We start from the raw sequence: 24,704 nt of genomic DNA, 5'->3' as shown, positions 1-24,704 counted from the left end.
GTCAGCTCCCCCGCGTCACGGTGATGCCTTCGCACCAGGCCGCTTGCGCCTGGGTCGGGCGGATGTCGGTCCAGTCGTTCAGGTCGACCCGGCTGACGCCGTTGATGTGCAACTGGGCATCCACGCCCGATCGGGCCACTTCGACACCCAGGCGCCGGCGCGGATTGACCCAGGCTTGCAGGCGGCGTTTGCACTCGGCAAGTGTCGCTTCGATCTCCGGGCCGTTGCCGCTCATGTGCACCACGGCATCGATGCGGTAACGCAGAATTTGTGCGCCCTGAACCGTCAGGCGGTCACCCACCGGGCGCACGTCATCGTCATTGAGCTTGAGCCGCACGGTGTCCAACAGCGCAGCCGGGGCACTGCCATCGCCTTCGAGCGCCAGCACCGTCACCACCACCTGGGCCGGCGACGGGCTTTGGGCAGTGGCATCGGCCACCAGCCCGGAAGCGTTGCGGGCATGCAGGATGTAACTGTTGCGCGGGCCCGCGGTGGTCAGCCCCTCATAGACCAGTTGCACCCGCTCGCGCAGGGCGTCGTCTTCTTCAAGCACCTGCGGCGTTGGCGGCACGCTACTGGCGTCGGATGCCTGCACCACCAGGCGCTGCAGCTGTACATTGGCCGCCAGTTGATCCAGGTCGGCGCCCTGCGCATAGGCCAGCATCAGTGCCTTGGCGGCATCGTTGACCCGTGCGCGGTTGAGCAGCTTGCGATAGGCGCCGACTTCCAGCAGTTTGTTCACCGGGTCGCTTTCGACTGTAGCGTCCCAGTTGTCGCCCATGTGCGACCGGAAGGTCGCCAGGTCAGCCTGGAACAGCGCCTCAAAATCGAGGTCTTCCAGAACCTGCGGCGCGGGCAGCGCCGAAAGATCCACACTACTCATGCCGTCACCTCCAAGGTCTGATTGGCTCCCAGGTACTGTCCACTCAATTGCAAGGTGATCTGCCCGCCCACCACCGCCGTGACCCTGACCCGCTCAAGCTTCAGGCGTGGCTCCCAACGGCCTAGTGCGCGAGCCACCTCCGCCTGCACTGCACTCTTCCAGCCTTCGTTGACCGGCAAATCGACGAAGCGGCGTAGCTTGCTGCCGTACTCCGGGCGCATGCGCCGGCTGCCCAGTGGCGTGGTAAGGATGTCTTCGATGGACTGGCGTAAATGTGCAATGCCGGACAACGGGTGGCCGCTCCGGCGATCCATGCCGATCATTGATGTTCTCCAGGCGTAAAAAAGCCCGCGGTGGGCGGGCTGATTTTTAGTGTTTGTGATTGGCGGTGTTGCCGCCGGTGTCGATGATCTTGCCACCGCCAAGGATGTCGCCGGTTACCCGCAGGGGTCCGTTGATCTGCACCTCGCCGGTCAGGGTGATGCTCGCGGCATTGGCGGTGATGGCCTGGTCGGTGACCACGGCCGAGCTGCCGCCGACCTTGATGCTGACGGTACCGCTGGGCAGTTCGATGCTGTAGCTGCGGGCCTGCCAGTCATAGACCAGTGAGCCACCATCGTCGAAACGCCAGACCTCGACATGCTCGCGGTTGTCCGCTGGTGCCCCGGCGTTGCCATACAGGCCAGGCACGAATGTACCTTGCGCCGGCTCACCGCTCGGGCTGATCAGCACCCCTTGCTCGTTAAGGCTCGGCGCACGCCAGTGGCGGGCCTTGCCGGCGGCCTGGCTGTGCCAGCGCAACCAGGCGCTGGTCCAGCCAGCGCCGTCGGACACCCGAACCCGGGCAGCGGCAAGGTCAACGGCGACCACCCGGCAAGGAATCACCAGGCCGGCGAGCATGCGGTCATGCATGGCGCTGGCATAGCTCATTGCAGGTCCTCCGGCGACTGGTAGTCGCCCTCGAACCCCAGCCCGGTGTCGGGGCTGAAGGCAAACGCCAGCGGGCCCGGTTCAACGGGCCATGGCCATTGCTCGGCGCCCAGGTACAGGGCCTGCTCCCATTGCACTCGCCAACTGATTGATGAATTGGAGCCCGCTGCCGGTTGGACCACCGAAGCCTGGACATTTTTGGCGGCTTCGACAAAGTCCACCTGCCAGAACTGCTGGCGCAACAAAATGGTCAATTGCGTTGCCAAGGCAGTCACCAACAGCGGTGCCGACGCAGCACTGGATTCAACCAGTATGTGTGCTTCGAAACTTGCCTGGATGCAACAGCGACCGTCACCTGGATCTGCTGCGGGCTTAAAGCTGGTTATCGCGTGATACAGCGCAGGAAGCGCCGTGTTCTGGTCCGCTACGGTATAGGCTGCAACGGTTTCAAGTTGAGGCATAGCGACCTTGATAGTCGCGGTAATCGCCTCGTGCAACGTTGTTAGTTCGTTCACCTGCGCTCCTCGACAACAATATCGTCGGGCACACGAAATCCGTGCGCCATCGCTCGGTCGGTTTGAGGGAGTTGTGCCTTGATCTGCGGCACGAGGCACCTGTTGAAAGCAGGTGCATTGGATAAGGGACTAGTGGGTAGTCGCGTGATCCGACGGGGTTCTCAAGTGTCGCCACCAGGTCACCCCAGCCGCCAGCAGACTCAACACAGCCATCAGCACAGAAACTACCAGCCCGCGTTGCGCGCGCTCATCGCTAACCAAGACAACCTGCTTGAGCAGGCCGTCATCAAACAGCAACTGACCATCGAGCGAGTGCATTTCACGAACAATCACGTCCTTGGGCATGCGCTCGACCAGCAACGATACATTCGCCTTTTCAGACAGTTGCGAGGATTGCAAAACATCTTTAGGCACATACACAGTTCGCCGCTGGTCTTCGCGTTCACCCGGCAGTCTGAACCTTACCCCCATGCGCATCAGCGATTGATCATAGCTCCACGCCTCGGACCACCCCGTCAGCCGGCCTTCGATGCCATGCATTTGGAGAGGATTTGGCTTGGTATAGCCCTGAATGCTGCGCATGGATAAAACTGCAAACAACGACGTGACGACTACCAGCACGCAGTAAATCTTGATCTGTGACTTGGGTGGCAACGATCTGATCTGAGAGAACACCGAAGGCATGCGATTCCTTTGCGAACAATGGGCCGTTTTGGGGGCAACACTAGCACACCACAAGTCAGTAGTAGCCGTCCTGGCTACCCGAACAACAACCGTAGTTATCCTGGGTCGACACACCGTTTATGGACTCGATGGAGATATCGATCGTGCCAATCGGATAATCTGGTATCGGAATAGTCACAGGAGGCGATACAGCGCCACCTCCATAAATAATACCTCCTCCGTGGCCGGCACCCGCTGTCTCAGCATCATCGCGCAAAACACTGGAGATTGTTACGGCATTGGTGGCGGGGTCCCAATGGCTTACCGCAATACGATTACCATGCAGGGCAATAATGTCTGCGAGCGACACCAACGTCAGGTTAGGTGCAATCCAGCGCTCCGGATAAAGCGCATCTGGGGTGGCTTTGAAGTACTGGTTCCAGATTGGCAGAACCGTGGAGTTGAACAGGTTGTTCAGTGTATTCGAAGACGCAATTCCGTACATGGTTGCCACTACGCCCACTGCCGCGAATACGCCCGCTGCTGCAGGCCCCGCCACCAGCAAGGTAAAGCCTGCTGCGACGCCCGCAACATTACCGACAAGGCTTACGACATCACCTGTGTCAAAGGTCTGATTGTCTTTGTACTGCGCAGTAATCTTGAGGAACACCATCGTCCCGGCAAGTGCATTGGTTGAAAGGTTGACGAACGGCACCAGGCCTTTTGTCAGTTGCACAATGGATGTTACCGCAGCAACCGCAGCGACACCGGTCTGGGCGTTCTGGTTGACCAGGGCAAAGCCGCTTTTATCGGTGTTGTATTGATCGATCAGCGACGTGGTGGCGTTTACGCCTGCGACGCCTCTATCCGCCTTGTCGACCAGGCCGACGATGATTTCAACTTTTCCTGTCATTATTGTTACTCCTTACACGATTGTCTTGAACGCCAATGTCATCCGTAAGCGATCACAATTGACCGAAGGCGATCTTGCGCTGTGGGGCACATGGCCGTTGAAAATGACAATCCTTCCAGGCTTGGGTAAGACTGCCTTGATGACGTTTTCCTTCTGGTGGTCGTAGAACACCAACTCGCCCCCCCAGGACGTCGCCCAATGCTCGTTGCAGAACATCACTACGGTCAGGCCCTTTTCACTGGCCTTGTTGTCGCGATGGATCGGTGAGTCCTGACCAAAGGTCTGGCCATTGGCATACACACCAAGCAGTGTGGCTTCTGGCATATGTGCGTGTTTCACCTTCTTCCAGAATGCCGAAAGAAAGCCCCATTGCGGATGACTGGCCAGCTCATGTTCCGAGTCATGCCGCTCGACCCGCTGTCGGCCTGCAATAAAGGCATGCCAGCATGGCCGGGCGAACGGCGCATCGTTGATTGGCCAGCCGTATCGCCAGATCGCGCTATTTAGCTGGTTGCTGATCTGGCGCTGCTCATCAATCGTTACAGCGTCGTCAATGACGCAGATGTCCGCAGCAGTAAAAACCTGCTTCATCACCTCACTCCTTGTTGCCAGGGCTATCCATGTTCGGCGATTGCGCCTCAACCCCCAGACGCTTAGCAGCCCAGCGTTCATAAAGCCCGATGGCGACATCGGCGCCGGCCATGGCGGTAAGGCAACCAAAAGCGCTGGCGCTCCAGATCGACATGCCGCTGGCGTACAGCAGCATTACGGTGGACACACCGCAGACCATGCAGGCCCCCGAGCGCAATAAAAGGCGCCGAAAAAGCGCCCAGCCCCGGGCGCCGGCCTTGTCCGCGCGCCACATCTCTCCGGAAAGGCCGCCCAGCAAGGCCAGGACGATCACCAGCCAGATCGGCATTTCCAGTAACGTCTGTTGCTCGCTTGTCACTGTCCTGTCTCCTTGGTAGTTCCGCTCGGCAGCTTGCCGGCGGCGTTTGTTGTAGAACCGATCGCTCGGCATTCCAAAAAGCCCGGCCTCCCCAGGCTTTTCAGTAATGCGTTGTCGAACCGCCCGCCACGACTGGTGCCCTGGGCTACTCCGCTTCAAATTGTTCCTCCGGCCGCGGCCACCTGCCCGCCGGATAACTGCTTGTGGTGCTTTACGCTGCACACCCGGGCCAGTTGCCAACCCTCTGAACAGTTCAGGCCTGTTCATCGCTGCCTTTGTCACTACCGGTGTCGACCGGCTTGAGACAAAGATTATGCATTGATGCATATGCAGTCAATGCATTTGTGGAAATATCTATGCATGAGAAAATGCACCTGTGCATGTAGGCCTTGCCCTACCTGGGCTGGACCACTTTTCTGCAGGCGAAAAAAAACCCGCCGAAGCGGGTTTTCTGAGGATGCGGACTACTCAGCGGGCGTACATGCCCCACCAGAACACATGCCCAAGGATGCTGATCTGCTCTTCCTGCATCTGCTGGAAGCTGTAGTCTTCATCCGGGTGTTCGTCGCGGTTGAAGCTGCGCAGGCGAATACCGGTAGGCAGGCGGTAGAGCTGCTTGACCCGCAGCTGGCCGTTGTGATTGATGGCATACAGGTCGCCGTCGACGATGTCACCGATGCCGCTTTTACCGGCGTTGACGCCCACCGTGGCGCCGTCACGCAGTACCGGCAACATGCTGTTGCCGCGTACCGTCACGCACTTGGCCTGGTCAAACTGCACACCGTTGTGGCGCAGGCTGCGCTTGCCAAAGCGCAGGCTGGCCTTCTCGCTTTCTTCGATGACGAATCTTCCTGATCCTGCTGCCAATTCGACCTCGCGAAGAAATGGAATGGACACCTCGTCGTCCTCGACGGGGGTGTCGTCATCCCACAGGCTGATGTCGTTCAACTCCGCGTGGCTACGCGCGGGTGCGGCTTCGCGGCTGTCACCGAGCTCGACGCGGCCGCGCAACTGGTCGGTGCTCACGCCGAAGTACTCGGCGATCTTCGACACGTGCTTGTCGGACGGATCGACGATCTTCTCGCTGAGGATGCGCGACAGGGTGGATTGCGGCACGCCGGTACGCCGGTGCAGCTCCGTGGGGGAGAGACCGTGACGATCGAGCAGTGCTCTGAGGACGGATGCTACGTTGCGTTTTTGCATAAAATGCATAATGCCGCGACCTTCATTAGAATGCAAACCCTGATATGCACGGATATGCACGGACAAATGGTCGCGCCCGGCCGTTTGCCCTCGGCAGCCCGGGCAAAATCCCTGTACCATTGCCCGCTTGCCTTTGGTCTACAACGACACTGCGAGCCAAGTTTTTGCAATGAGCGATCTTTCCGCACACACCCCGATGATGCAGCAGTACTGGAAGCTGAAAAACCAGCACCCGGACCAGCTGATGTTCTACCGCATGGGCGACTTCTACGAGATCTTCTACGAAGACGCGAAGAAGGCTGCCAAACTCCTGGACATCACCCTGACCGCCCGCGGGCAGTCAGCGGGCCAGTCGATCCCCATGTGCGGTATCCCCTTCCATGCGGCCGAGGGCTACCTGGCCAAGCTGGTGAAGCTGGGCGAGTCGGTGGTGATCTGCGAACAGATCGGCGATCCGGCCACCAGCAAGGGCCCGGTCGAGCGCCAGGTGGTGCGTATCATTACCCCGGGTACGGTCAGTGACGAAGCGCTCCTCGATGAGCGCCGCGACAACCTGATCGCCGCTGTGCTGGGCGACGAGCGCCTGTTCGGCCTGGCTGTGCTGGACATCACCAGCGGCAACTTCAGCGTGCTCGAGATCAAGGGCTGGGAAAACCTGCTGGCCGAGCTTGAGCGCATCAACCCGGTCGAGCTGCTGATCCCCGACGACTGGCCCCAGGGCCTGCCGGCGGAAAAACGCCGTGGCTCACGTCGCCGTGCGCCGTGGGATTTTGACCGCGATTCGGCACGCAAAAGCCTTTGCCAGCAGTTCGCGACCCAGGACCTCAAGGGCTTTGGCTGCGAGAAGCTGACCCTGGCCATCGGCGCCGCCGGCTGCCTGCTCGGCTACGCCAAGGAAACCCAGCGCACCGCCCTGCCGCACCTGCGCAGCCTCAAGCATGAACGCCTGGACGACACCGTGGTGCTCGACGGCGCCAGCCGGCGCAACCTTGAGCTGGATGTGAACCTGGCCGGTGGCCGCGACAACACCCTGCAATCGGTGATCGACCGCTGCCAGACCGCGATGGGCAGCCGCCTGCTGACCCGCTGGCTGAACCGCCCGCTGCGCGACCTGAAAGTACTGCAGGCACGTCAGGGCTCGATTCGCTGCCTGCTCGACGGTTACCGCTTCGAGAAGCTGCAACCGCAGTTGAAGGAAATCGGCGACATCGAGCGTATCCTCGCCCGTATCGGCCTGCGCAACGCCCGTCCACGCGACCTCGCACGCCTGCGCGATGCCCTCGGTGCCCTGCCGGAACTGCAGAACGCCATGGCCGAGCTTGAGGCGCCGCACCTGGCGCGCCTGGCTGCCATTGCCGGGACCTACCCGGAGCTTGCCGACCTGCTGGCAAAAGCCATCATCGACAACCCGCCAGCGGTGATCCGCGACGGCGGCGTGCTCAAGACCGGCTACGACAGCGAGCTGGACGAGCTGCTGGCGATGAGCGAGAACGCCGGGCAGTTCCTTATTGATCTGGAAGCCCGCGAGAAAGCCCGCACGGGCCTGGCCAACCTCAAGGTCGGCTACAACCGTGTGCATGGCTACTTCATCGAGCTGCCAAGCAAGCAGGCTGAGCAGGCACCGGCTGACTACATCCGCCGCCAGACCCTCAAGGGCGCCGAGCGCTTCATCACCCCGGAGCTGAAAACCTTCGAAGACAAGGCGTTGTCGGCCAAGAGCCGCGCCCTGGCGCGCGAGAAGATGCTCTACGATGCCCTGCTGGAGAACCTGATCGGCCACCTGGCGCCGTTGCAGGACACCGCTGCGGCCCTGGCCGAGCTGGATGTGCTGAGCAACCTGGCCGAGCGCGCACTGAACCTGGACCTGAACTGCCCGCAGTTCGTCGACGAACCGTGCATGCGCATCACCCAGGGTCGTCACCCGGTGGTCGAGCAAGTGCTGACCACGCCGTTCGTGGCCAACGACCTGGCCCTGGATGACAACACCCGGATGCTGGTGATCACCGGTCCGAACATGGGCGGTAAATCCACCTACATGCGCCAGACCGCATTGATCGTGCTGATGGCGCACATTGGTAGCTTCGTCCCGGCTGCGGCCTGCGAGCTTTCACTGGTGGATCGCATCTTCACCCGTATCGGCTCCAGCGACGACCTGGCCGGTGGCCGTTCGACCTTCATGGTCGAGATGAGCGAAACCGCCAACATCCTGCACAACGCCACCGAGCGCAGCCTGGTGCTGATGGACGAAGTCGGCCGCGGCACCAGTACCTTCGACGGCCTGTCGCTGGCCTGGGCCGCCGCCGAGCGCCTGGCGCAGCTGCGCGCCTACACGCTGTTCGCCACCCACTACTTCGAGCTGACGGTGCTGCCGGAGAGCGAACCGCTGGTGGCCAACGTGCACCTGAACGCTACCGAGCACAACGAACGCATCGTGTTCCTGCACCACGTGCTGCCCGGCCCCGCCAGCCAGAGCTACGGCCTGGCAGTGGCGCAGCTGGCCGGCGTGCCGTCGCCGGTGATTCAGCGTGCTCGCGAACACCTGGGCCGACTGGAAACCGCCAGCCTGCCCCACGAAACACCTGTCTTGCAGCAAGGTGCACCTGCGGTACCGCACCAGAGCGACCTGTTTGCCAGCCTGCCGCATCCGGCCATCGAGAAGCTCGGAAAGCTGGACCTGGACAATATGACGCCGCGTCAAGCTATCGAAATGCTCTATACACTGAAGACTCTGTTATAACGCGCGCCCGCACAAGCTGATAGAATCCCGCGCGGTTTGGCGGCGCTGCAGGTTACTAGCCTGGCCTGCAGCCGAACAACCAAACCGAGCGGCCCTGTCTGGAGGGGCACCGCTGCCGTCGCCTGAGGAGAGAATTAGAAATGACCTTCGTCGTCACCGACAACTGCATCAAGTGCAAGTACACCGACTGCGTAGAAGTCTGTCCGGTGGACTGCTTCTACGAAGGCCCGAACTTCCTGGTCATTCACCCGGACGAGTGCATCGACTGTGCACTGTGCGAGCCTGAATGCCCCGCCGTCGCCATTTTCTCGGAAGACGAAGTGCCTGCCGGCATGGAGAACTTCATCGAGCTCAATGCCGAGCTGGCGGAAATCTGGCCAAACATCACCGAAAAGAAAGATTCGTTGCCAGATGCCGCCGAGTGGGATGGCAAGCCAGGCAAGATCGCCGATCTCGAGCGCTAAGCGCGGATCAACAAAAAAGGCCCTTCGAGGGCCTTTTTTCATGTTTGTTGCGGGCAAAAAAAAGGGGCGGTTTGACCCGCCCACATTTTTTCCGTAGTCCCTTTGTTCCCTTTCATCATCCTGATGAATCGCATCCTGCGATGTCCTTGGCTTTCATCCTTGAGAGCCTGTGTCAGTCCGTAGACACAGGACAAATATTAGCGGTTCCAAGATTTACCACAACAGCACAAAGCTCTCAAAAAGCTGCGGTAACCGTACTGTCACAAACAAAAATATCTATATATATCAATAGCTTAAACAAAAGCGCACACTGAAAACGACAACGATTTACTACAGCGTACAGTCAAGGCTTACACAACGAGTAAGCGATGGCTTACATGAACTAGAACAGTACCAACATCGCCGTCGGATCGCGCCCAAACCCGAATGTTTCCAGAACGCCATCGGGAAGCCGTTCACGGGTAAACCGCTGTTCTGCAGATGCAAAAACGCCCCGACATGTCGGGGCGTTCTTCACAACGATTTCGCTGGCGTTACTGAAACAGCGACTCGCTGGACAGGCCATTCTTTTCGAGGATCTCACGCAGGCGCTTGAGGCCCTCTACCTGGATCTGCCGCACCCGTTCCCGGGTCAGGCCGATTTCCAGGCCGACATCTTCCAGCGTACTGCTTTCATGACCGCGTAGGCCGAAGCGGCGAATCACTACCTCGCGCTGCTTGTCGGTCAGCTCGCTGAGCCACTGGTCGATGCTCTGGGACAGATCGTCATCCTGAAGCAGCTCGCACGGATCAGTAGGACGGTCGTCGGTCAGGGTATCGAGCAGGGTTTTATCCGAATCCGGCCCCAGGGACACGTCCACCGACGATACCCGCTCGTTGAGCCCAAGCATGCGCTTGACCTCGCCGACCGGTTTTTCCAGCAGGGTGGCGATCTCTTCCGGGGACGGTTCGTGATCGAGCTTCTGGGTCAGTTCGCGGGCGGCGCGCAGGTAGACGTTGAGTTCCTTGACCACGTGAATGGGCAAGCGGATGGTACGGGTCTGGTTCATGATCGCCCGTTCGATGGTCTGCCGAATCCACCAGGTGGCGTAGGTAGAAAAACGGAAGCCGCGTTCCGGGTCGAACTTCTCGACCGCCCGAATCAGGCCGAGGTTGCCTTCTTCGATCAGGTCGAGCAGCGAAAGCCCCCGGTTGACATAACGCCGGGCGATTTTAACCACCAGGCGCAGGTTGCTTTCGATCATGCGCTTGCGCCCGGCCGGATCACCACGTTGCGACAGGCGCGCAAAGTGCACTTCTTCTTCCGGAGAGAGCAATGGCGAGAAGCCGATTTCATTGAGGTAAAGCTGGGTTGCATCAAGTGCCCGAGTGTAGTCGATGTACTTGTGCTGTTTGAGCGTAGCGCTCTGTTTAGCCTTGGTCCGAACCGTAGGTACAGCAGGTTCGTCTGACATCACATCCGTTTCCAAAACAATGCCGGTCTCCATCAGGAGAACCTCATCGTCGATGTCAAACTCCGGCACTTCTTTACTGAGAGCCATTGTTATAGTCCTTTGCTGAGTTCGAACTCAGACTCGAGCGGCGCCTTTATCCCTGGCAGCGCTGGAGCCTGTCCCCTCTACGCGAGGAACAGGCCGGGCCTAGCAATCAACGACGTGGCAGGAATTGCAGCGGATCGACAGGTTTGCCCTGGCGGCGAATTTCAAAATGAAGCTTCACCCGGTCTGTGCCCGTGGACCCCATTTCGGCAATTGTCTGCCCTACCTTGACCTGCTGTCCCTCCCGAACCAAAAGCCTGCGGTTGTGGCCGTAGGCACTGACGTAGGTATCGTTGTGCTTGATGATTACCAACTCGCCGTAGCCCCGCAAGCCACTCCCGGCGTAGACAACTGAACCATCAGATGCAGCAAAAACAGGCTGTCCCAAATCACCGGCGATATCAATGCCTTTATTCAAACTACCGTTTGAAGCAAATTTTCCAATCAGCACGCCGTTGGCCGGCCAGGCCCAGCCGGCCGTGGAGCGCCCTGCGGGGGGCACTTGCACGGGTGCTGTGGTAGTCGCCACCGGGGCAACCCGCACGGTGTTTGGCGTGCTTGCAGGCGTGGTGGTGGGCGGCGGCGTTATTGGTTTGCCGGAGCTGTCCAGGGGACGCTTGATGATGGTGGTCTTGCTTGAAGAAGATGGCGAGCTGGTGACCACGGTGGTACCGACAACTGGCGCCGGGCCACTGGAGCGACCATCGAAACGGATCGCCTGGCCCGGACGAATGGTATACGGCGCAGCGATACCGTTGCGCGCGGCCAGGGCCTTGTAGTCCCAGCCATAGCGAAAGGCGATGGAGAACAGCGTGTCGCCGGGGCGCACCAGGTATTGACCGGTGGTGACCACAGGGCGTTTGGGCGCGGCGTTGTTGCGATCGACCACCCGGACGCTGTTGGAAGACGTGCTCGAGCACCCCGTCACCAGCGTACCCACGGCCAGTGCAATCAGCAGAAGCTTGAAGCTCGATGGATCCTTGCGCTGCCGAATGTTTGTGTGACCCACCCGCCGCTCCCTCTAATGGTGACCGATGTAAAAAATGCAATATTGTTGCAATTATACCCGAGCGCGCCGCCATGCGGACGTCTGGCCATTGCTAAACGTGATCTGTAACAGACTATGGTAGCCCGCCAGATAGACAGGGCAATGCCGCCGAAATTCGCCCGGGCGAAAAAAAAGCCCGGTCAGGCCAGTGGCCCGGTGAGCAACGGCACAAAACGCACGGCGCCCAGCACCCGTCGCGAGAAGCCGTGTTCTTCGCGCACGATCAGCATCAACTGCTGGGTTTCACCGGCCGGCCCCACCGGTATGACCATGCGCCCGCCCGGGGCGAGCTGGTCGAGCAGGGCCTGAGGCACCTCGGGCGCGACCGCGGTGACGATGATGCCGTTGTAAGGCGCAAGTGCCGGCCAGCCTTCGCAACCATCGCCCCAACGGAACACCACGTTGCGCAGGTTCAGCTCGATCAGGCGTTCCTTGGCGCGATCCTGCAGGACCTTGATACGCTCGACGGAAAACACCCGTTCGACCAGTTGCGCAAGAATTGCGGTCTGGTAGCCGGAACCGGTGCCGATCTCCAGCACCTTGTCCAGGGGGCCGGCTTCGAGCAACAGCTCGCTCATGTGCGCGACCATGAACGGCTGGGAGATGGTCTGGTTGTTGCCGATTGGCAACGCCGTGTCTTCGTAGGCACGGTGGGCCAGGGCTTCATCGACGAACAGGTGTCGAGGCGTGCGGCGCAGTACCTCGATCACCTTGGGGTTCGAGACCCCTTCCTCGATCAGGCGCTTGATCAGCCGTTCGCGGGTTCGCTCAGAGGTAAAACCGATACCGTGGCGCATCAGATCATCCTGTTCGCGCATCAGAGTAAGCCCTCCAGCCAGCCGTCGAGGCGCTCGAAGGCATCATTGAAGGTCCGGTCGAGCTGCAGCGGAGTGATCGAGACATAGCCCTGCATCACCGCGTGGAAATCGGTCCCCGGGCCGCCATCCTCGGCATCGCCGGCCACGGCGATCCAGTAGCCTTCCTTGCCCCGCGGATTGACCACCTTGGTCGGTGCCGCAGCGCGGGCGCGATGGCCCAGGCGGGTCAACTGGATGCCGCGGATGTGTTCCAGCGGCAGGTTGGGGATATTGACGTTGAGCACCGTACGAGGCGGCAGCTCGAGGCTGGCATGAGCCTCGACCAGCTTGCGGGCGAAGTAGGCAGCCGTCGGCAGGTTGTCGGGCAGGCGCGAGAGCAACGAGAAGGCAAACGAGGTACCGCCGAGAAAACGGCCCTCAAGCGCAGCAGCCACGGTGCCGGAATACAGCACATCATCGCCAAGGTTGGCGCCCAGGTTGATCCCCGACACCACCATGTCCGGAGGGGTCGGCAGCAGGCCGTTGAGGCCCAGGTGGACGCAATCGGTCGGCGTGCCGTTGAGGCTGATAAAACCATTGGCCAGGGTTTGCGGGCACAGCGGCCGGTCGAGCGTCAGCGAACTGCTGGCGCCGCTTTTGTCCTGGTCCGGGGCGATCACCACACATTCGGCATAATCCGCCAGCGCAGCATGCAGCGCGGCGAGACCGGGTGCGGTAACCCCGTCGTCGTTCGAAATCAGAATACGCATGGGCTGTCCGTCTGCCCTGCCGGCACCAGATCAACAAGCTCGCGCACCACCACGGTGGCGAAGCATCCGGCCGGAAGGACGAATTCCAGTTGCAGGATATCAGGCTCGGGATAATGCCACGTCAGCCCGCTAATGGGCAGTCGCAGAATGCGTCGTTCGTGACTCATGCCCGCCCGCGCCAGCCATTGGCACAAGGCGCCATGCTGTTCACCGATACGTTGCTCGAGTTCACCAGCCGCGCCGCTGGCGCCGGAATGCCCCTCGCCCCATAGCGGGCCGGTGGGGTGCAGGTCGAGAATTGCCAGGCGCGGATCGGAACATTCAGCCTCACCCGCCGGAAAAAAGCTGCGGCTGTCGGTAAACGCCAGCAGGTCACCGACCTGTGCCTGCTGCCAACTGCCGTCGGCGACACGTGCGGCCAGTACCTGGTTGAACAGGTAGCTGCGGGCGCTGGAGAGCAGCCGCGAACGAACGTTGCGCTGCTCAGGCAAGGCCTGGCGGTTGGCCCACTCACGGGCGTCGTGGACATTGCCGCCGTCGTGACCAAAGCGCTGGGTGCCAAAGTAGTTAGGCACGCCCTGGCTACGGATTTGCTCAAGCCGTGCATCCAGCGCCGCACGTTCAGCCTTGAGGCCAGTGAGGCGCAAGGTGAAGCCGTTGGCTGAATGCGCGCCGCGCTGCAGCTTGCGTGAGTGGCGGGTCTGCTTGAGGATGCTCAAGGTGTGGTTTTCGGCGGCGCTCAGGTCCGGGTCGGCCTTGCCCGGCAGGTGCAGGCTGAACCACTGGCGGGTCAGCGCCTGGCGGTCCTTGAGGCCGGCGTAGCTGATGCTGCGCAGCGGCACGCCGGCGGCGCGGGCCAGGCGACGGGCAGCCTCTTCGGTGTTGAGGTCACGTTTTTCGACCCACAGCCACAGGTGTTCACCGCTGCCGCTGAGGGGAATGTCGAGTACTTCATCGACCTGGAAGTCTTCGGCGCTGGCCTTGAGAATTGCGCTGCCCAGCGCTTGGCCCGCAGCACGCGGGCCGAGCAGTTCGAGTTCGCTCATCATGCCGGCAGCAACAGGGCAACGGCGTGAACCGCGATGCCTTCCTCACGCCCGGTAAAACCAAGCTTTTCGGTGGTGGTGGCCTTGACGTTGACCTGATCCAGCTCGACCTGCAGGTCCTGGGCGATCAACTGGCGCATGGTGTCGATATGCGGGGCCATCTTCGGTGCCTGGGCAACGATGGTGGCGTCGATGTTACCGACCTTCCAGCCCTTGGCCTGAACGATCTGCACCACATGGCGCAGCAGCACGCGACTGTCGGCGCCCTTGAACTGCGGATCGGTATCGGGGAAATGCTTGCCGATATCGCCCAGCGCCGCAGCGCCAAGCAGGGCATCGCTCAGGGCATGCAAGACGACGTCGCCATCGGAATGGGCCAGCAGCCCGAACTTGTGCGCAATGCGCACCCCACCCAAGGTGATGAAATCGCCTTCCGCGAAGCGGTGCACATCGTAGCCGTGGCCAATACGCATAAAAAAACGCCCTGATTGAGTCAGGGCGTGATTCTACCTGCTTTGCCGGCGCTTGGGCTTGATTTGTAGGATCAGTTACCCGGGCCTATCAGCGCTGCGGCATGATGCCGCAAGTGGTCATCGATGAAGCTGGCAATGAAGTAGTAGCTGTGGTCATAGCCCGGTTGCAGGCGCAAGGTCAGCGGATGACCCGCCGCCCTGGCCGCCTGCTCGAGCACCTGCGGCTTGAGCTGGTTGTCGAGAAAATCATCGCGATCGCCCTGGTCGACCAGCAGCGGCAAGCGCTCGCCAGCCTCGGCGAGCAACACGCTGGCATCCCACTCGCGCCAGCGCGCCCGGTCCTCACCCAGGTAGCGACTGAAGGCCTTCTGCCCCCACGGGCAATCCATCGGGTTGCTGATCGGCGCGAACGCCGACACCGAACGGTAACGCCCCGGGTTGCGCAAAGCGCACACCAGCGCGCCATGGCCGCCCATGGAATGACCGCTGATACCGCGCTGACTTGAGGCCGGGAAATGCGCCTCGACCAATGCCGGCAATTCCTCCACCACATAGTCGTGCATGCGGTAGTGCTGGGCCCACGGCTGCTCGGTGGCGTTGAGGTAGAACCCGGCCCCCAGGCCAAAATCCCAGGCGCCATCAGGATCAGCCGGCACCTGCGGCCCGCGCGGGCTGGTGTCGGGGGCGACGATGATCAAGCCAAGCTCGGCAGCCAGCTTGTGCGCACCGGCCTTTTGCATGAAATTCTCGTCGGTGCAGGTCAGGCCGCTCAACCAGTACAGGACCGGCAGCTTGCCGCCCTGCTCGGCCTGCGGCGGCAGGTACACGGCAAACACCATGTCGCAGCCGAGCACCTGGGAGCGATGGCGGTAGCGTTTATGCCAGCCGCCGAAGCTCTTCTGGCAAGAGATGTTTTCCAGGCTCATGGCAGACCTCAGAAGTGGATGACGCTGCGAATGCTCTTGCCTTCGTGCATCAGGTCGAATGCCTTGTTGATGTCTTCCAGGCCCATGGTGTGGGTGATGAAGGTATCCAACGGGATTTCGCCTTTTTCCGACATTTCCACGTAGCTTGGCAGCTCGCTGCGGCCACGCACGCCACCGAAGGCCGAACCGCGCCAGACCCGGCCAGTCACCAGCTGGAACGGACGGGTGGAAATTTCCTGGCCGGCACCGGCAACGCCGATGATCACCGACTCGCCCCAGCCCTTGTGACAGCATTCCAGCGCCGCACGCATCAGTTGCACGTTACCCACGCACTCGAACGAGAAGTCGACGCCACCATCGGTGAGATCGACGATCACTTCCTGGATCGGACGGTCGTAGTCTTTCGGGTTGACGCAGTCGGTAGCACCCAGCTGTTTGGCGATCTCGAACTTGCTCGGGTTGATGTCCACGGCAATGATCCGCGAAGCCTTGGCCTTCACCGCACCGATGATCGCCGACAGGCCTATGCCGCCCAGGCCGAAGATGGCCACGGTATCGCCCGGCTTGACCTTGGCGGTGTTGAGCACCGCGCCGATACCGGTGGTTACGCCGCAACCGAGCAGGCAGACCTTCTCCAGCGGGGCTTCTTTCTGGATCTTGGCCACGGAGATTTCCGGCAGCACGGTGTACTCGGAAAAAGTCGAGGTGCCCATGTAGTGGAACAACTGCTGGCCCTTGTAGGAGAAGCGCGTGCTGCCGTCGGGCATCAGGCCCTTGCCCTGGGTGGCGCGGATGGCCTGGCACAGGTTGGTCTTGCCGGAGCGGCAGAATTTGCACTGGCCGCACTCGGGGGTGTACAGCGGGATCACATGATCGCCAACGGCAACCGAGGTCACGCCCTCACCGATGGCTTCGACGATGGCGCCGCCCTCGTGGCCGAGGATCGACGGGAAGATGCCTTCCGGGTCGGCGCCCGACAGGGTGTAGGCATCGGTATGGCAGACGCCGCTGGCGACCACGCGCAGCAGCACCTCGCCGGCCTTGGGCATGGCCACGTCGACTTCGACGATCTCCAGCGGTTTCTTGGCCTCGAAGGCAACGGCGGCACGGGACTTGATCATCAATCTTCTCCAGCAAGGGGTCAGTTCAGGCTTGCAGTGTAATTCATCGATATTTGATGAATAATCCAGGCAAAGACAAAACATTATTGCTGTACAGGGATAATAAATGAGCAATCTGTGGGAGGGTATCGACGAATTCGTGGCCGTCGCCGAAGCCGGGCAGTTCACCGCCGCCGCCGAACGCCTCGGGGTGTCGTCGTCCCACGTCAGCCGGCAGATCGCCCGCCTGGAAGAACGCCTGCAAACCCGCTTGCTGTACCGCAGCACCCGGCGGGTGACCCTGAGCGAAGCCGGGCAGACCTTCCTGCAGCATTGCCAACGCCTGCAGGACGGCCGCGAAGAAGCCCTGCGCGCCATGGGCGACCTGACCAGCGAGCCCAAAGGGCTGCTGCGCATGACTTGCGCCGTGGCCTACGGTGAGCGCTTCATCGTGCCGCTGGTGACGCGCTTCATGGCCGCCTATCCGCAACTACGGGTGGACATCGAACTGAGCAACCGCCCGCTGGACCTGGTGCATGAGGGCATGGACCTGGCCATTCGCCTGGGCCGTTTGCAGGACTCGCGGCTGGTGGCCACGCGCCTGGCGCCGCGGCGCATGTACCTGTGCGCGTCACCTGCGTATCTGGAACGCTACGGCCGCCCGCACAGCCTGTCGGAGCTGGCGCGGCACAACTGCCTGATCGGCAGCTCCGACAACTGGGCGCTGCAACTGGACGGGCGGGAGATCGGCCAGCGGGTTCAGGGCAACTGGCGCTGCAACAGCGGCCAGGCAGTGCTGGACGCGGCGCTGCAAGGGATGGGCTTGTGCCAGTTGCCGGACTACTACGTGCTTGAACACCTCAAAACCGGCGCGCTGGTGTCACTGCTGGAAGCGCATCAACCGCCCAATACCGCGGTGTGGGCGCTGTATCCGCAACAGCGGCATCTGTCGCCGAAAGTACGCAAGCTGGTGGACTATTTGCGTGAGGGGTTGGCGAGTTTGCCTGAGTATCGAGGTGCCTGAAAAGCATCGCGGGGCAAGGCCGCTCCTACTGTAGGAGCGGGCTTGCCCCGCGAAGAGTGCTCAACCGCGCTTGGCCCAGCGCTGGCGCAGCCACTCGAGGTCTTCGGGGCGGGTGACCTTGATGTTGTCGCTGCGCCCTTCGATCAGGCGCGGCGCCTGCCCGGCCCATTCGATGGCCGATGACTCGTCGGTAATCGCCACGTCGGCCACCAGGCTGTCGGCCAGGGCCCGGTGCAAGGCACCGAGGCGGAACATCTGTGGCGTGTAGGCCTGCCACACGGTACTGCGGTCGATTGTGCTGCTGACCCGGCCGTGGGCATCGGCGCGCTTGAGGGTATCGCGCGCCGGTACCGCCAGCAGTCCACCCACCGGGTCATCGGCAAGCTCTGCGAGCAAGCGGTCGAGGTCGCTGCGGGCCAGGTTCGGCCGCGCGGCGTCGTGCACCAGCACCCAGTCGCTGTCCGCCGCACCCTGGGCGTGCAGCAGCAACAAGGCGTTGAGCACCGAATCGGCACGTTCCTGACCGCCTTCGGCACGCTGGATACGGGGATCGCTGGCGCAGCGCAAACCGGGCCAGTAGGGATCGTCAGCGGCAACGCTGACCACCACCCCTTTGACGCAGGGATGGTCAAGAAAACAGTCGAGGCTATGCTCGAGAATGGTCTGCCCGCCCAACTGCAGGTACTGCTTGGGACGGTCGGCAGCCATGCGGGCACCAACACCCGCGGCGGGAATCACGGCCCAGAAGGCCGGCAAGGTCGGGTTCATTGGGCAAGCTGGTAGAGGGTTTCGCCCTCCTTGACCATACCCAGTTCGTGGCGAGCCCGTTCTTCGACGGTTTCCATACCTTTCTTCAACTCCAGTACCTCGGCATCAAGCACACGGTTACGCTCCAGCAAACGCTCGTTTTCAGCGTGCTGGTCAGCGATCTGTTGCTTGAGTTCGGTGACCTGGGCCAGGCTGCCATTGCCCACCCACAGACGATACTGCAGGCCACCGAGCAGCAGGAGCAAGACGAGGAACAACCAATAAGGACTGCGCATCAGGGTATCCAGTGGAAAAGACCGCCACATCTGCAGGTCGCTGATGGCACGAAGCCTGGCCGAAGCCAGGCTTTGTGTTCAGACACCTGCAGCAAGGGCTTCTGAACGATCAGTATGACCGTTCAGCGCCGCTTTGCTGCGGTCTTTTTACCATCTCTTGCTTAGCCGCGAAACTCGGCACGGCCACGGTACACAGCCTTGCTGCCCAGTTGCTCTTCGATACGCAGCAATTGGTTGTACTTGGAGACGCGGTCGGAACGGCACAGCGAACCGGTCTTGATCTGGCCGGCAGCGGTACCCACGGCCAGGTCGGCAATGGTCGAGTCTTCGGTTTCGCCCGAACGGTGCGAGATCACTGCGGTGTAACCGGCAGCCTTGGCCATCTGGATGGCTTCCAGGGTTTCGGTCAGCGAGCCGATCTGGTTGAACTTGATCAGGATCGAGTTGGCGATGCTCTTGTCGATGCCTTCTTTCAAGATCTTGGTGTTGGTCACGAACAGGTCGTCACCGACCAGTTGCACCTTGGCGCCGATCTTGTCGGTGAGGATCTTCCAGCCAGCCCAGTCGGACTCGTCCAGGCCGTCTTCGATCGAGATGATCGGGAAGCGCTCGGTCAAGCCTTTGAGGTAGTCGGCAAAACCTTCGGCGTCGAACGACTTGCCTTCGCCGGACAGGTTGTACTTGCCATCTTCGTAGAACTCGCTGGCCGCGCAGTCCAGGGCCAGGGTGACGTCGGTGCCCAGCTTGTAACCGGCGTTGGCGATGGCTTCGGCGATGGCCGACAGCGCGTCTTCGTTGGATGCCAGGTTAGGCGCGAAACCACCTTCGTCACCGACAGCAGTGTTCAGGCCACGGGCCTTCAGCACAGCCTTGAGGTGATGGAAAATCTCGGTGCCCATGCGCAGCGCGTCGGAGAAGGTCTTGGCGCCAACCGGCTGAACCATGAACTCCTGGATGTCGACGTTGTTGTCGGCGTGCTCGCCGCCGTTGATGATGTTCATCATCGGAACCGGCATCGAGTACTGGCCTGGGGTGCCGTTGAGGTTGGCGATGTGCGCGTACAGCGGCAGGTCCTGGTCCTGGGCGGCGGCCTTGGCGGCAGCCAGGGACACGGCGAGGATGGCGTTGGCGCCCAGCTTGGCCTTGTTCTCGGTACCGTCCAGTTCGATCATGGCGCGGTCGAGGGCTTTCTGGTCAACCGGATCCTTGCCCAGCAGCAGGTCGCGGATCGGGCCGTTGATGTTGGCAACTGCCTTGAGTACGCCCTTGCCCATGTAACGGCTCTTGTCGCCATCACGCAGCTCCAGCGCTTCGCGCGAGCCAGTGGAAGCACCGGACGGCGCGCAGGCGCTGCCGATGATGCCGTTGTCGAGCAGCACGTCCGCTTCTACGGTAGGGTTACCACGCGAATCGAGAACTTCACGACCTTTGATGTCGACGATTTTTGCCATTGTTGTAAGCACTCCAGAATTGACGAAAACAACGCAGCTGAGAAAAACCTTGCCGCTCGCCGGGCAATTTGAAACAGGCAGGCCCGGCGAAAGCAGACCCCTGACCCGAGGGTCAGAGGTTGAACGGGGGGTACTTTACCGGAGAATCGAGGATTACGCGGTTTCTACCGTCGGAAAACTCTTCACCAGGTCATCAAGTTGCTTGAGCTGGGCCAGGAAAGGCTCCAGTTTGTCCAGGCGCAGGGCGCAAGGACCGTCACACTTGGCGTTGTCCGGATCCGGATGCGCCTCGAGGAACAGGCCAGCCAGGCCCTGGCTCAGGCCTGCCTTGGCCAGGTCGGTGACCTGGGCGCGGCGACCACCGGCGGAATCGGCGCGACCACCCGGCATCTGCAGGGAGTGGGTGACGTCAAAGAACACCGGGTACTCGAACTGCTTCATGATGCCGAAGCCGAGCATGTCCACCACCAGGTTGTTGTAACCGAAGCTCGAACCACGCTCGCAGAGGATCAACTGATCGTTACCGGCCTCTTCGCACTTGGTCAGGATGTGTTTCATTTCCAGGGGTGCGAGGAACTGGGCTTTCTTGATGTTGATCACCGCGCCGGTCTTGGCCATGGCCACCACCAGGTCGGTCTGGCGCGAGAGGAAGGCCGGCAACTGGATGATGTCGCAGACCTTGGCCACCGCAGCAGCCTGTTCTGGCTCGTGCACGTCGGTGATGACCGGCACGTTGAAGGTCTTCTTGATCTCTTCGAAGATCTTCATCCCCTCTTCCAGGCCAGGGCCACGGTAGGAGTTGATCGACGAACGGTTGGCCTTGTCGAAGCTGGCCTTGAACACGTAAGGGATACCGAGTTTCTCGGTAACCCGCACGTACTCTTCACAGACCTTCATGGCCAGGTCACGGGATTCCAGCACGTTCATGCCGCCGAACAGGACGAACGGCTTGTCGTTGGCGATCTCGATGTTACCGACGCGAATGATCTTCTGGGTCATGAATCAGGCCTTGTTCTTTTGAGCCAGTGCCGCCTTGACGAAGCCGCTGAACAGCGGATGGCCGTCACGCGGGGTCGAGGTGAACTCCGGGTGGAACTGGCAAGCGACGAACCATGGATGATCCTGGGACTCGACCACTTCGACCAGCGCGCCGTCACCGGAACGACCGGAGACTTTCAGGCCGGCTTCGACCAGTTGTGGCAGCAGGTTGTTGTTCACTTCGTAGCGATGACGATGACGCTCGACGATCACGTCCTTGGCGTAGCAGTCGTGAACCTTGGAGCCGCTTGCCAGCTGGCATTCCTGGGCGCCCAGACGCATGGTGCCGCCCAGGTCCGAGGCTTCGGTACGGGTTTCGACTGCGCCGGTGGCATCTTCCCACTCGGTGATCAGGCCGACGACCGGGTGACCGCTGTTGCGATCGAACTCGGTGGAGTTGGCGTCTTTCCAGCCCATGACGTTACGGGCGAATTCGATGACCGCCACCTGCATGCCCAGGCAGATACCCAGGTACGGGACCTTGTTCTCGCGAGCATATTGCACGGCAGTGATCTTGCCTTCGACGCCACGCAGGCCGAAACCGCCTGGAACCAGGATCGCATCGGCGCCTTCGAGCAGGCTGGTGCCCTGGTTCTCGATGTCTTCGGAGTCGATGTAGCGCAGGTTGACCTTGGTGCGGTTCTGGATGCCGGCATGGCTCATCGCTTCGATCAGCGACTTGTAGGCGTCCAGCAGTTCCATGTACTTGCCGACCATGGCGATGGTGACTTCGTGCTCAGGGTTGAGCTTGGCGTCGACGACCTTTTCCCACTCGGACAGGTCGGCACCGTTGCATTGCAGGCCGAAACGCTCGACGACGAAGTCATCCAGGCCCTGGGCGTGCAGTACGGCCGGGATCTTGTAGATGGTGTCGACGTCTTCCAGGGAAATCACCGCACGCTCTTCGACGTTGGTGAACAGGGCGATCTTGCGGCGCGAGGAGACATCCACCGGATGGTCGGAGCGGCAGATCAGCACGTCTGGCTGCAGGCCGATGGAGCGCAGCTCCTTGACCGAGTGCTGGGTTGGCTTGGTCTTGGTCTCGCCAGCGGTGGCGATGTACGGCACCAGGGTCAGGTGCATCAGCATGGCGCGCTTGGAGCCCACTTCGACGCGCAGCTGACGGATAGCCTCGAGGAACGGTTGCGACTCGATGTCACCCACGGTACCGCCGATTTCCACCAGGGCCACGTCGGCGTCGCCGGCACCCTTGATGATGCGGCGCTTGATCTCGTCGGTGATGTGCGGAATGACCTGGATGGTCGCGCCCAGGTAATCACCACGGCGCTCTTTGCGCAGCACGTGCTCGTAGATACGGCCGGTGGTGAAGTTGTTGTTCTGGGTCATGGTCGTGCGGATGAACCGCTCGTAGTGGCCCAGGTCCAGGTCGGTCTCGGCGCCGTCATGGGTGACGAACACTTCACCGTGCTGGAACGGGCTCATGGTGCCCGGGTCGACGTTGATGTACGGGTCCAGCTTGAGCATGGTGACCTTGAGCCCCCGCGCCTCCAGGATGGCCGCCAATGAAGCCGAGGCAATGCCTTTCCCCAATGAAGAAACAACACCGCCCGTGACGAATATGTAGCGCGTCATGAAAAACCCTAGAAGTCTGCGTTAAAGCGGTCAGTGCCGCCGGGGAAAGCGAAGGAAGGCCGAAGCCCCCGATCACCTGCGTCAATCACAGTGCATCTTAAAAAACTGCCGCGTCTGGTCACACCGGGGGTTGGATACCCGGTTAGGAGCTCGCTAAACATTTTTAGAATCGCCCAGCAAAAAACTGCTTGGTAATCGGCAACTGCTGTGATTTCGGGGAAGCCACAGAAGCTGTATCAAGAAGGGAGCGTAGTCTACCCGAATGTGCCTTTCATCTCAAACCTTGCTCGCTCGTCGGCGCATGCCAATGCAATTGCCAGTCGCCCTGGCTCAGCCCCGGCAGGTTGGCGACCGCCAGCAATTGCCCGGCGCAATACAGCAACGGCAGGCGCGAACGGGCGAATGACGGCAGTTGCGCCTCGTTGAGCAGGCGCTTCAAGTCGCGCTGGCCGCGGCCGGCAATTGCCAGGGTTTCGCCGCCCTGGCGGTAGGCAATGTGCAAGGGGCCCTGCGGCAACGTGCCGCTGAGGCTGACACTACCGTTGTGGCTCAAGGTCAGCGCTTTGTGCGGGGCAGCCCAGACCTGCCGGCCACCTGCAGGCATCAACCAGTCACCGGCCAGCCACCAGATACGGCCAGCGGCGCGGTGCAATTGGCCGTCGGTCAGTTGCCACAGTGGCCGTCCGTCGGATGCCGCATCGCGCAGGGCCTCCCAGCCTGCCCAGTGGCGGCTGTCGGGCAAGCGCGTGCGCGGCGCCAGCCAATATTGCAGGGCGTTGCGCTGGCGCGCCGGGGATAGCTCGCGCAGCACCTCGAGGTCGAGCGAGTCCAGGCCAAGCCAGTCGAACGCTGCCGGGGTCGCGGCCCGGGCCAGGTCGTCCTGCGCCAGTTCATCGAGCAGGCCCTGGGCTTCGCTCAAGTGCTCGGCGCTGCGCGCGAGGTTTTGCGCGGCCTGCGGCCAGCGCTGCAGCAGTGCCGGGAACACCTGGTGGCGCAGGTAGTTGCGCGAGAATTGCGTATCGGTGTTGGACGGGTCTTCGATCCAGCTCAACTGCTGAACCTTGGCGTACGCCTGCAGGTCGTTACGCGAAACACCCAGCAGCGGCCGCAGCAACATGCCCTGCCCTAGCGGCCGCTGCCCGGGCATGGCGCCCAGGCCGCGCAGGCCGGCGCCGCGCAACAGGCGAAACAGCAAGGTTTCGGCCTGGTCTTCGCGGTGCTGGCCGGTCAACAGGATTTCGCCGGGATGCAAGGCAGCGGTAAAGGCAGCGTAACGCGCGTCACGGGCGCCCTGCTCAATGCTGGCGCCAGGGGCGACCTTGACCCGAATGATCTGCAGTTCAACGCCCAGGGCGTCGCACAGGCGCTGACAATGCGCCGGCCAGGCGTCGGCCGCAGCCTGCAGGCCGTGGTGGATGTGAATCGCGCGGATGGGCGGTATTGGCTGCTGGCGGGACAGGCTTGCCAGCAGGTGCAGGAGGACACTGGAATCCAGGCCGCCGGAGAGGGCGATGCACCAGGAGGGGGCGGTGAGCCAGGGGGACAGCTTGGTGTGAAGATCAATCATCAGCGTCGACCCGGTTGCGAGCGCTTTGCGCTC

General features: G+C 61.6%; 26 protein-coding genes. 3 read left to right on the top strand and 23 right to left on the bottom strand.

The features are described from left to right. Window position 1: 1 nt before the first annotated feature. The 9 genes from ACZ9A3_RS02850 to ACZ9A3_RS02810 form a co-directional block, all read right to left on the bottom strand. Window positions 2-883 (bottom strand): baseplate assembly protein, encoded by an 882-nt coding sequence (locus ACZ9A3_RS02850; RefSeq protein WP_476252117.1) that lies wholly within the window; start codon window positions 881-883, stop codon window positions 2-4. Continuing rightward, on the bottom strand, window positions 880-1,206 hold the full coding sequence (locus ACZ9A3_RS02845; RefSeq protein ID WP_213602213.1) for a GPW/gp25 family protein: 327 nt from the start codon (window positions 1,204-1,206) through the stop codon (window positions 880-882). Before ACZ9A3_RS02845 ends, ACZ9A3_RS02850 begins: the two co-directional genes overlap by 4 nt. Before the next feature lie 46 nt (window positions 1,207-1,252). Further along, window positions 1,253-1,813, bottom strand: a complete 561-nt coding sequence (locus ACZ9A3_RS02840) for a phage baseplate assembly protein V (protein WP_093386615.1) — start codon at window positions 1,811-1,813, stop codon at window positions 1,253-1,255. Then, window positions 1,810-2,328: a hypothetical protein gene (locus tag ACZ9A3_RS02835; protein ID WP_476252116.1), complete on the bottom strand. Its 519-nt coding sequence runs from the start codon at window positions 2,326-2,328 to the stop codon at window positions 1,810-1,812. The genes ACZ9A3_RS02840 and ACZ9A3_RS02835 overlap by 4 nt, the downstream gene beginning before the upstream one ends. 129 nt (window positions 2,329-2,457) lie before the next feature. Then, window positions 2,458-3,012 (bottom strand): hypothetical protein, encoded by a 555-nt coding sequence (locus tag ACZ9A3_RS02830; RefSeq protein ID WP_258596822.1) that lies wholly within the window; start codon window positions 3,010-3,012, stop codon window positions 2,458-2,460. A 55-nt stretch (window positions 3,013-3,067) separates the two neighbouring features. Continuing rightward, entirely contained in the window at window positions 3,068-3,904 is an 837-nt protein-coding gene (locus tag ACZ9A3_RS02825; RefSeq protein ID WP_476252115.1) for a hypothetical protein, read from the bottom strand. Window positions 3,905-3,916: 12 nt separating this feature from the next. Beyond that, window positions 3,917-4,495, bottom strand: a complete 579-nt coding sequence (locus ACZ9A3_RS02820) for a 2OG-Fe(II) oxygenase (RefSeq protein WP_176794294.1) — start codon at window positions 4,493-4,495, stop codon at window positions 3,917-3,919. 4 nt (window positions 4,496-4,499) lie between these two features. Further along, complete coding sequence (locus ACZ9A3_RS02815; RefSeq protein WP_093386630.1) at window positions 4,500-4,853, bottom strand: phage holin family protein; 354 nt, start codon at window positions 4,851-4,853, stop codon at window positions 4,500-4,502. Between the two features lie 468 nt (window positions 4,854-5,321). After that, a complete protein-coding gene (locus tag ACZ9A3_RS02810) occupies window positions 5,322-6,065 on the bottom strand; it encodes a LexA family transcriptional regulator (RefSeq protein ID WP_123565785.1) in 744 nt (247 codons plus the stop codon). Between the two features lie 160 nt (window positions 6,066-6,225). On the opposite strand from ACZ9A3_RS02810, the gene mutS reads away from it, so the two are divergent. Both mutS and fdxA read left to right on the top strand, forming a co-directional pair. After that, complete coding sequence (mutS, locus tag ACZ9A3_RS02805; RefSeq protein WP_176794341.1) at window positions 6,226-8,793, top strand: DNA mismatch repair protein MutS; 2,568 nt, start codon at window positions 6,226-6,228, stop codon at window positions 8,791-8,793. A gap of 140 nt (window positions 8,794-8,933) precedes the next feature. Then, window positions 8,934-9,257, top strand: coding sequence for a ferredoxin FdxA (gene fdxA, locus ACZ9A3_RS02800; protein WP_010224804.1), 324 nt, complete (start codon window positions 8,934-8,936; stop codon window positions 9,255-9,257). 533 nt (window positions 9,258-9,790) lie between these two features. Here the strand turns inward: fdxA and rpoS are convergent. The 8 genes from rpoS to ACZ9A3_RS02760 all read right to left on the bottom strand — a co-directional run bounded on the left by rpoS (window position 9,791) and on the right by ACZ9A3_RS02760 (window position 16,976). Next, window positions 9,791-10,798: an RNA polymerase sigma factor RpoS gene (gene rpoS, locus ACZ9A3_RS02795; RefSeq protein WP_045193601.1), complete on the bottom strand. Its 1,008-nt coding sequence runs from the start codon at window positions 10,796-10,798 to the stop codon at window positions 9,791-9,793. 106 nt (window positions 10,799-10,904) lie between these two features. Further along, on the bottom strand, window positions 10,905-11,804 hold the full coding sequence (locus ACZ9A3_RS02790) for a peptidoglycan DD-metalloendopeptidase family protein (RefSeq protein ID WP_476252114.1): 900 nt from the start codon (window positions 11,802-11,804) through the stop codon (window positions 10,905-10,907). A 179-nt stretch (window positions 11,805-11,983) separates the two neighbouring features. Continuing rightward, window positions 11,984-12,661 (bottom strand): protein-L-isoaspartate(D-aspartate) O-methyltransferase, encoded by a 678-nt coding sequence (locus ACZ9A3_RS02785; RefSeq protein ID WP_045193603.1) that lies wholly within the window; start codon window positions 12,659-12,661, stop codon window positions 11,984-11,986. Next, window positions 12,661-13,410 (bottom strand): 5'/3'-nucleotidase SurE, encoded by a 750-nt coding sequence (gene surE / locus ACZ9A3_RS02780; RefSeq protein ID WP_093386651.1) that lies wholly within the window; start codon window positions 13,408-13,410, stop codon window positions 12,661-12,663. Before surE ends, ACZ9A3_RS02785 begins: the two co-directional genes overlap by 1 nt. Further along, complete coding sequence (truD, locus tag ACZ9A3_RS02775) at window positions 13,398-14,456, bottom strand: tRNA pseudouridine(13) synthase TruD (RefSeq protein ID WP_476252113.1); 1,059 nt, start codon at window positions 14,454-14,456, stop codon at window positions 13,398-13,400. Before truD ends, surE begins: the two co-directional genes overlap by 13 nt. After that, window positions 14,456-14,929, bottom strand: a complete 474-nt coding sequence (gene ispF, locus ACZ9A3_RS02770; RefSeq protein ID WP_045193605.1) for a 2-C-methyl-D-erythritol 2,4-cyclodiphosphate synthase — start codon at window positions 14,927-14,929, stop codon at window positions 14,456-14,458. Before ispF ends, truD begins: the two co-directional genes overlap by 1 nt. Before the next feature lie 71 nt (window positions 14,930-15,000). Beyond that, the gene (gene fghA, locus ACZ9A3_RS02765; RefSeq protein WP_093386654.1) at window positions 15,001-15,855 is read right to left on the bottom strand and encodes an S-formylglutathione hydrolase; all 855 of its coding nucleotides are present in this window, start codon (window positions 15,853-15,855) and stop codon (window positions 15,001-15,003) included. Between the two features lie 8 nt (window positions 15,856-15,863). After that, complete coding sequence (locus ACZ9A3_RS02760; RefSeq protein WP_045193608.1) at window positions 15,864-16,976, bottom strand: S-(hydroxymethyl)glutathione dehydrogenase/class III alcohol dehydrogenase; 1,113 nt, start codon at window positions 16,974-16,976, stop codon at window positions 15,864-15,866. Between the two features lie 106 nt (window positions 16,977-17,082). Here ACZ9A3_RS02760 and ACZ9A3_RS02755 point away from each other — a divergent pair, with 106 nt between their 5' ends. Continuing rightward, entirely contained in the window at window positions 17,083-17,979 is an 897-nt protein-coding gene (locus ACZ9A3_RS02755) for a LysR substrate-binding domain-containing protein (RefSeq protein WP_195885831.1), read from the top strand. A gap of 60 nt (window positions 17,980-18,039) precedes the next feature. On the opposite strand, the gene ispD is transcribed toward ACZ9A3_RS02755, so the two are convergent. The 6 genes from ispD to tilS form a co-directional block, all read right to left on the bottom strand. Continuing rightward, window positions 18,040-18,747, bottom strand: coding sequence for a 2-C-methyl-D-erythritol 4-phosphate cytidylyltransferase (gene ispD, locus ACZ9A3_RS02750; RefSeq protein WP_093386661.1), 708 nt, complete (start codon window positions 18,745-18,747; stop codon window positions 18,040-18,042). Further along, window positions 18,744-19,022 carry a cell division protein FtsB gene (gene ftsB / locus ACZ9A3_RS02745; protein WP_038996723.1) on the bottom strand — a complete coding sequence of 93 codons (279 nt, stop codon included), beginning with the start codon at window positions 19,020-19,022 and terminating at the stop codon, window positions 18,744-18,746. The genes ispD and ftsB overlap by 4 nt, the downstream gene beginning before the upstream one ends. Before the next feature lie 161 nt (window positions 19,023-19,183). Further along, window positions 19,184-20,473, bottom strand: a complete 1,290-nt coding sequence (gene eno / locus ACZ9A3_RS02740) for a phosphopyruvate hydratase (RefSeq protein WP_045193612.1) — start codon at window positions 20,471-20,473, stop codon at window positions 19,184-19,186. 153 nt (window positions 20,474-20,626) lie between these two features. Next, entirely contained in the window at window positions 20,627-21,472 is an 846-nt protein-coding gene (kdsA, locus tag ACZ9A3_RS02735; protein ID WP_476252112.1) for a 3-deoxy-8-phosphooctulonate synthase, read from the bottom strand. 3 nt (window positions 21,473-21,475) lie between these two features. Beyond that, window positions 21,476-23,104 (bottom strand): CTP synthase, encoded by a 1,629-nt coding sequence (locus ACZ9A3_RS02730; protein WP_038996727.1) that lies wholly within the window; start codon window positions 23,102-23,104, stop codon window positions 21,476-21,478. A 271-nt stretch (window positions 23,105-23,375) separates the two neighbouring features. Then, complete coding sequence (gene tilS, locus ACZ9A3_RS02725) at window positions 23,376-24,671, bottom strand: tRNA lysidine(34) synthetase TilS (protein ID WP_476252111.1); 1,296 nt, start codon at window positions 24,669-24,671, stop codon at window positions 23,376-23,378. Window positions 24,672-24,704 lie beyond the last annotated feature (33 nt).

It is taken from the genome of Pseudomonas sp. TE4620 (assembly GCF_056279045.1).
Note: the sequence above shows the minus strand (reverse complement) of the source record. Positions and strands in the feature narration are given on the sequence as shown.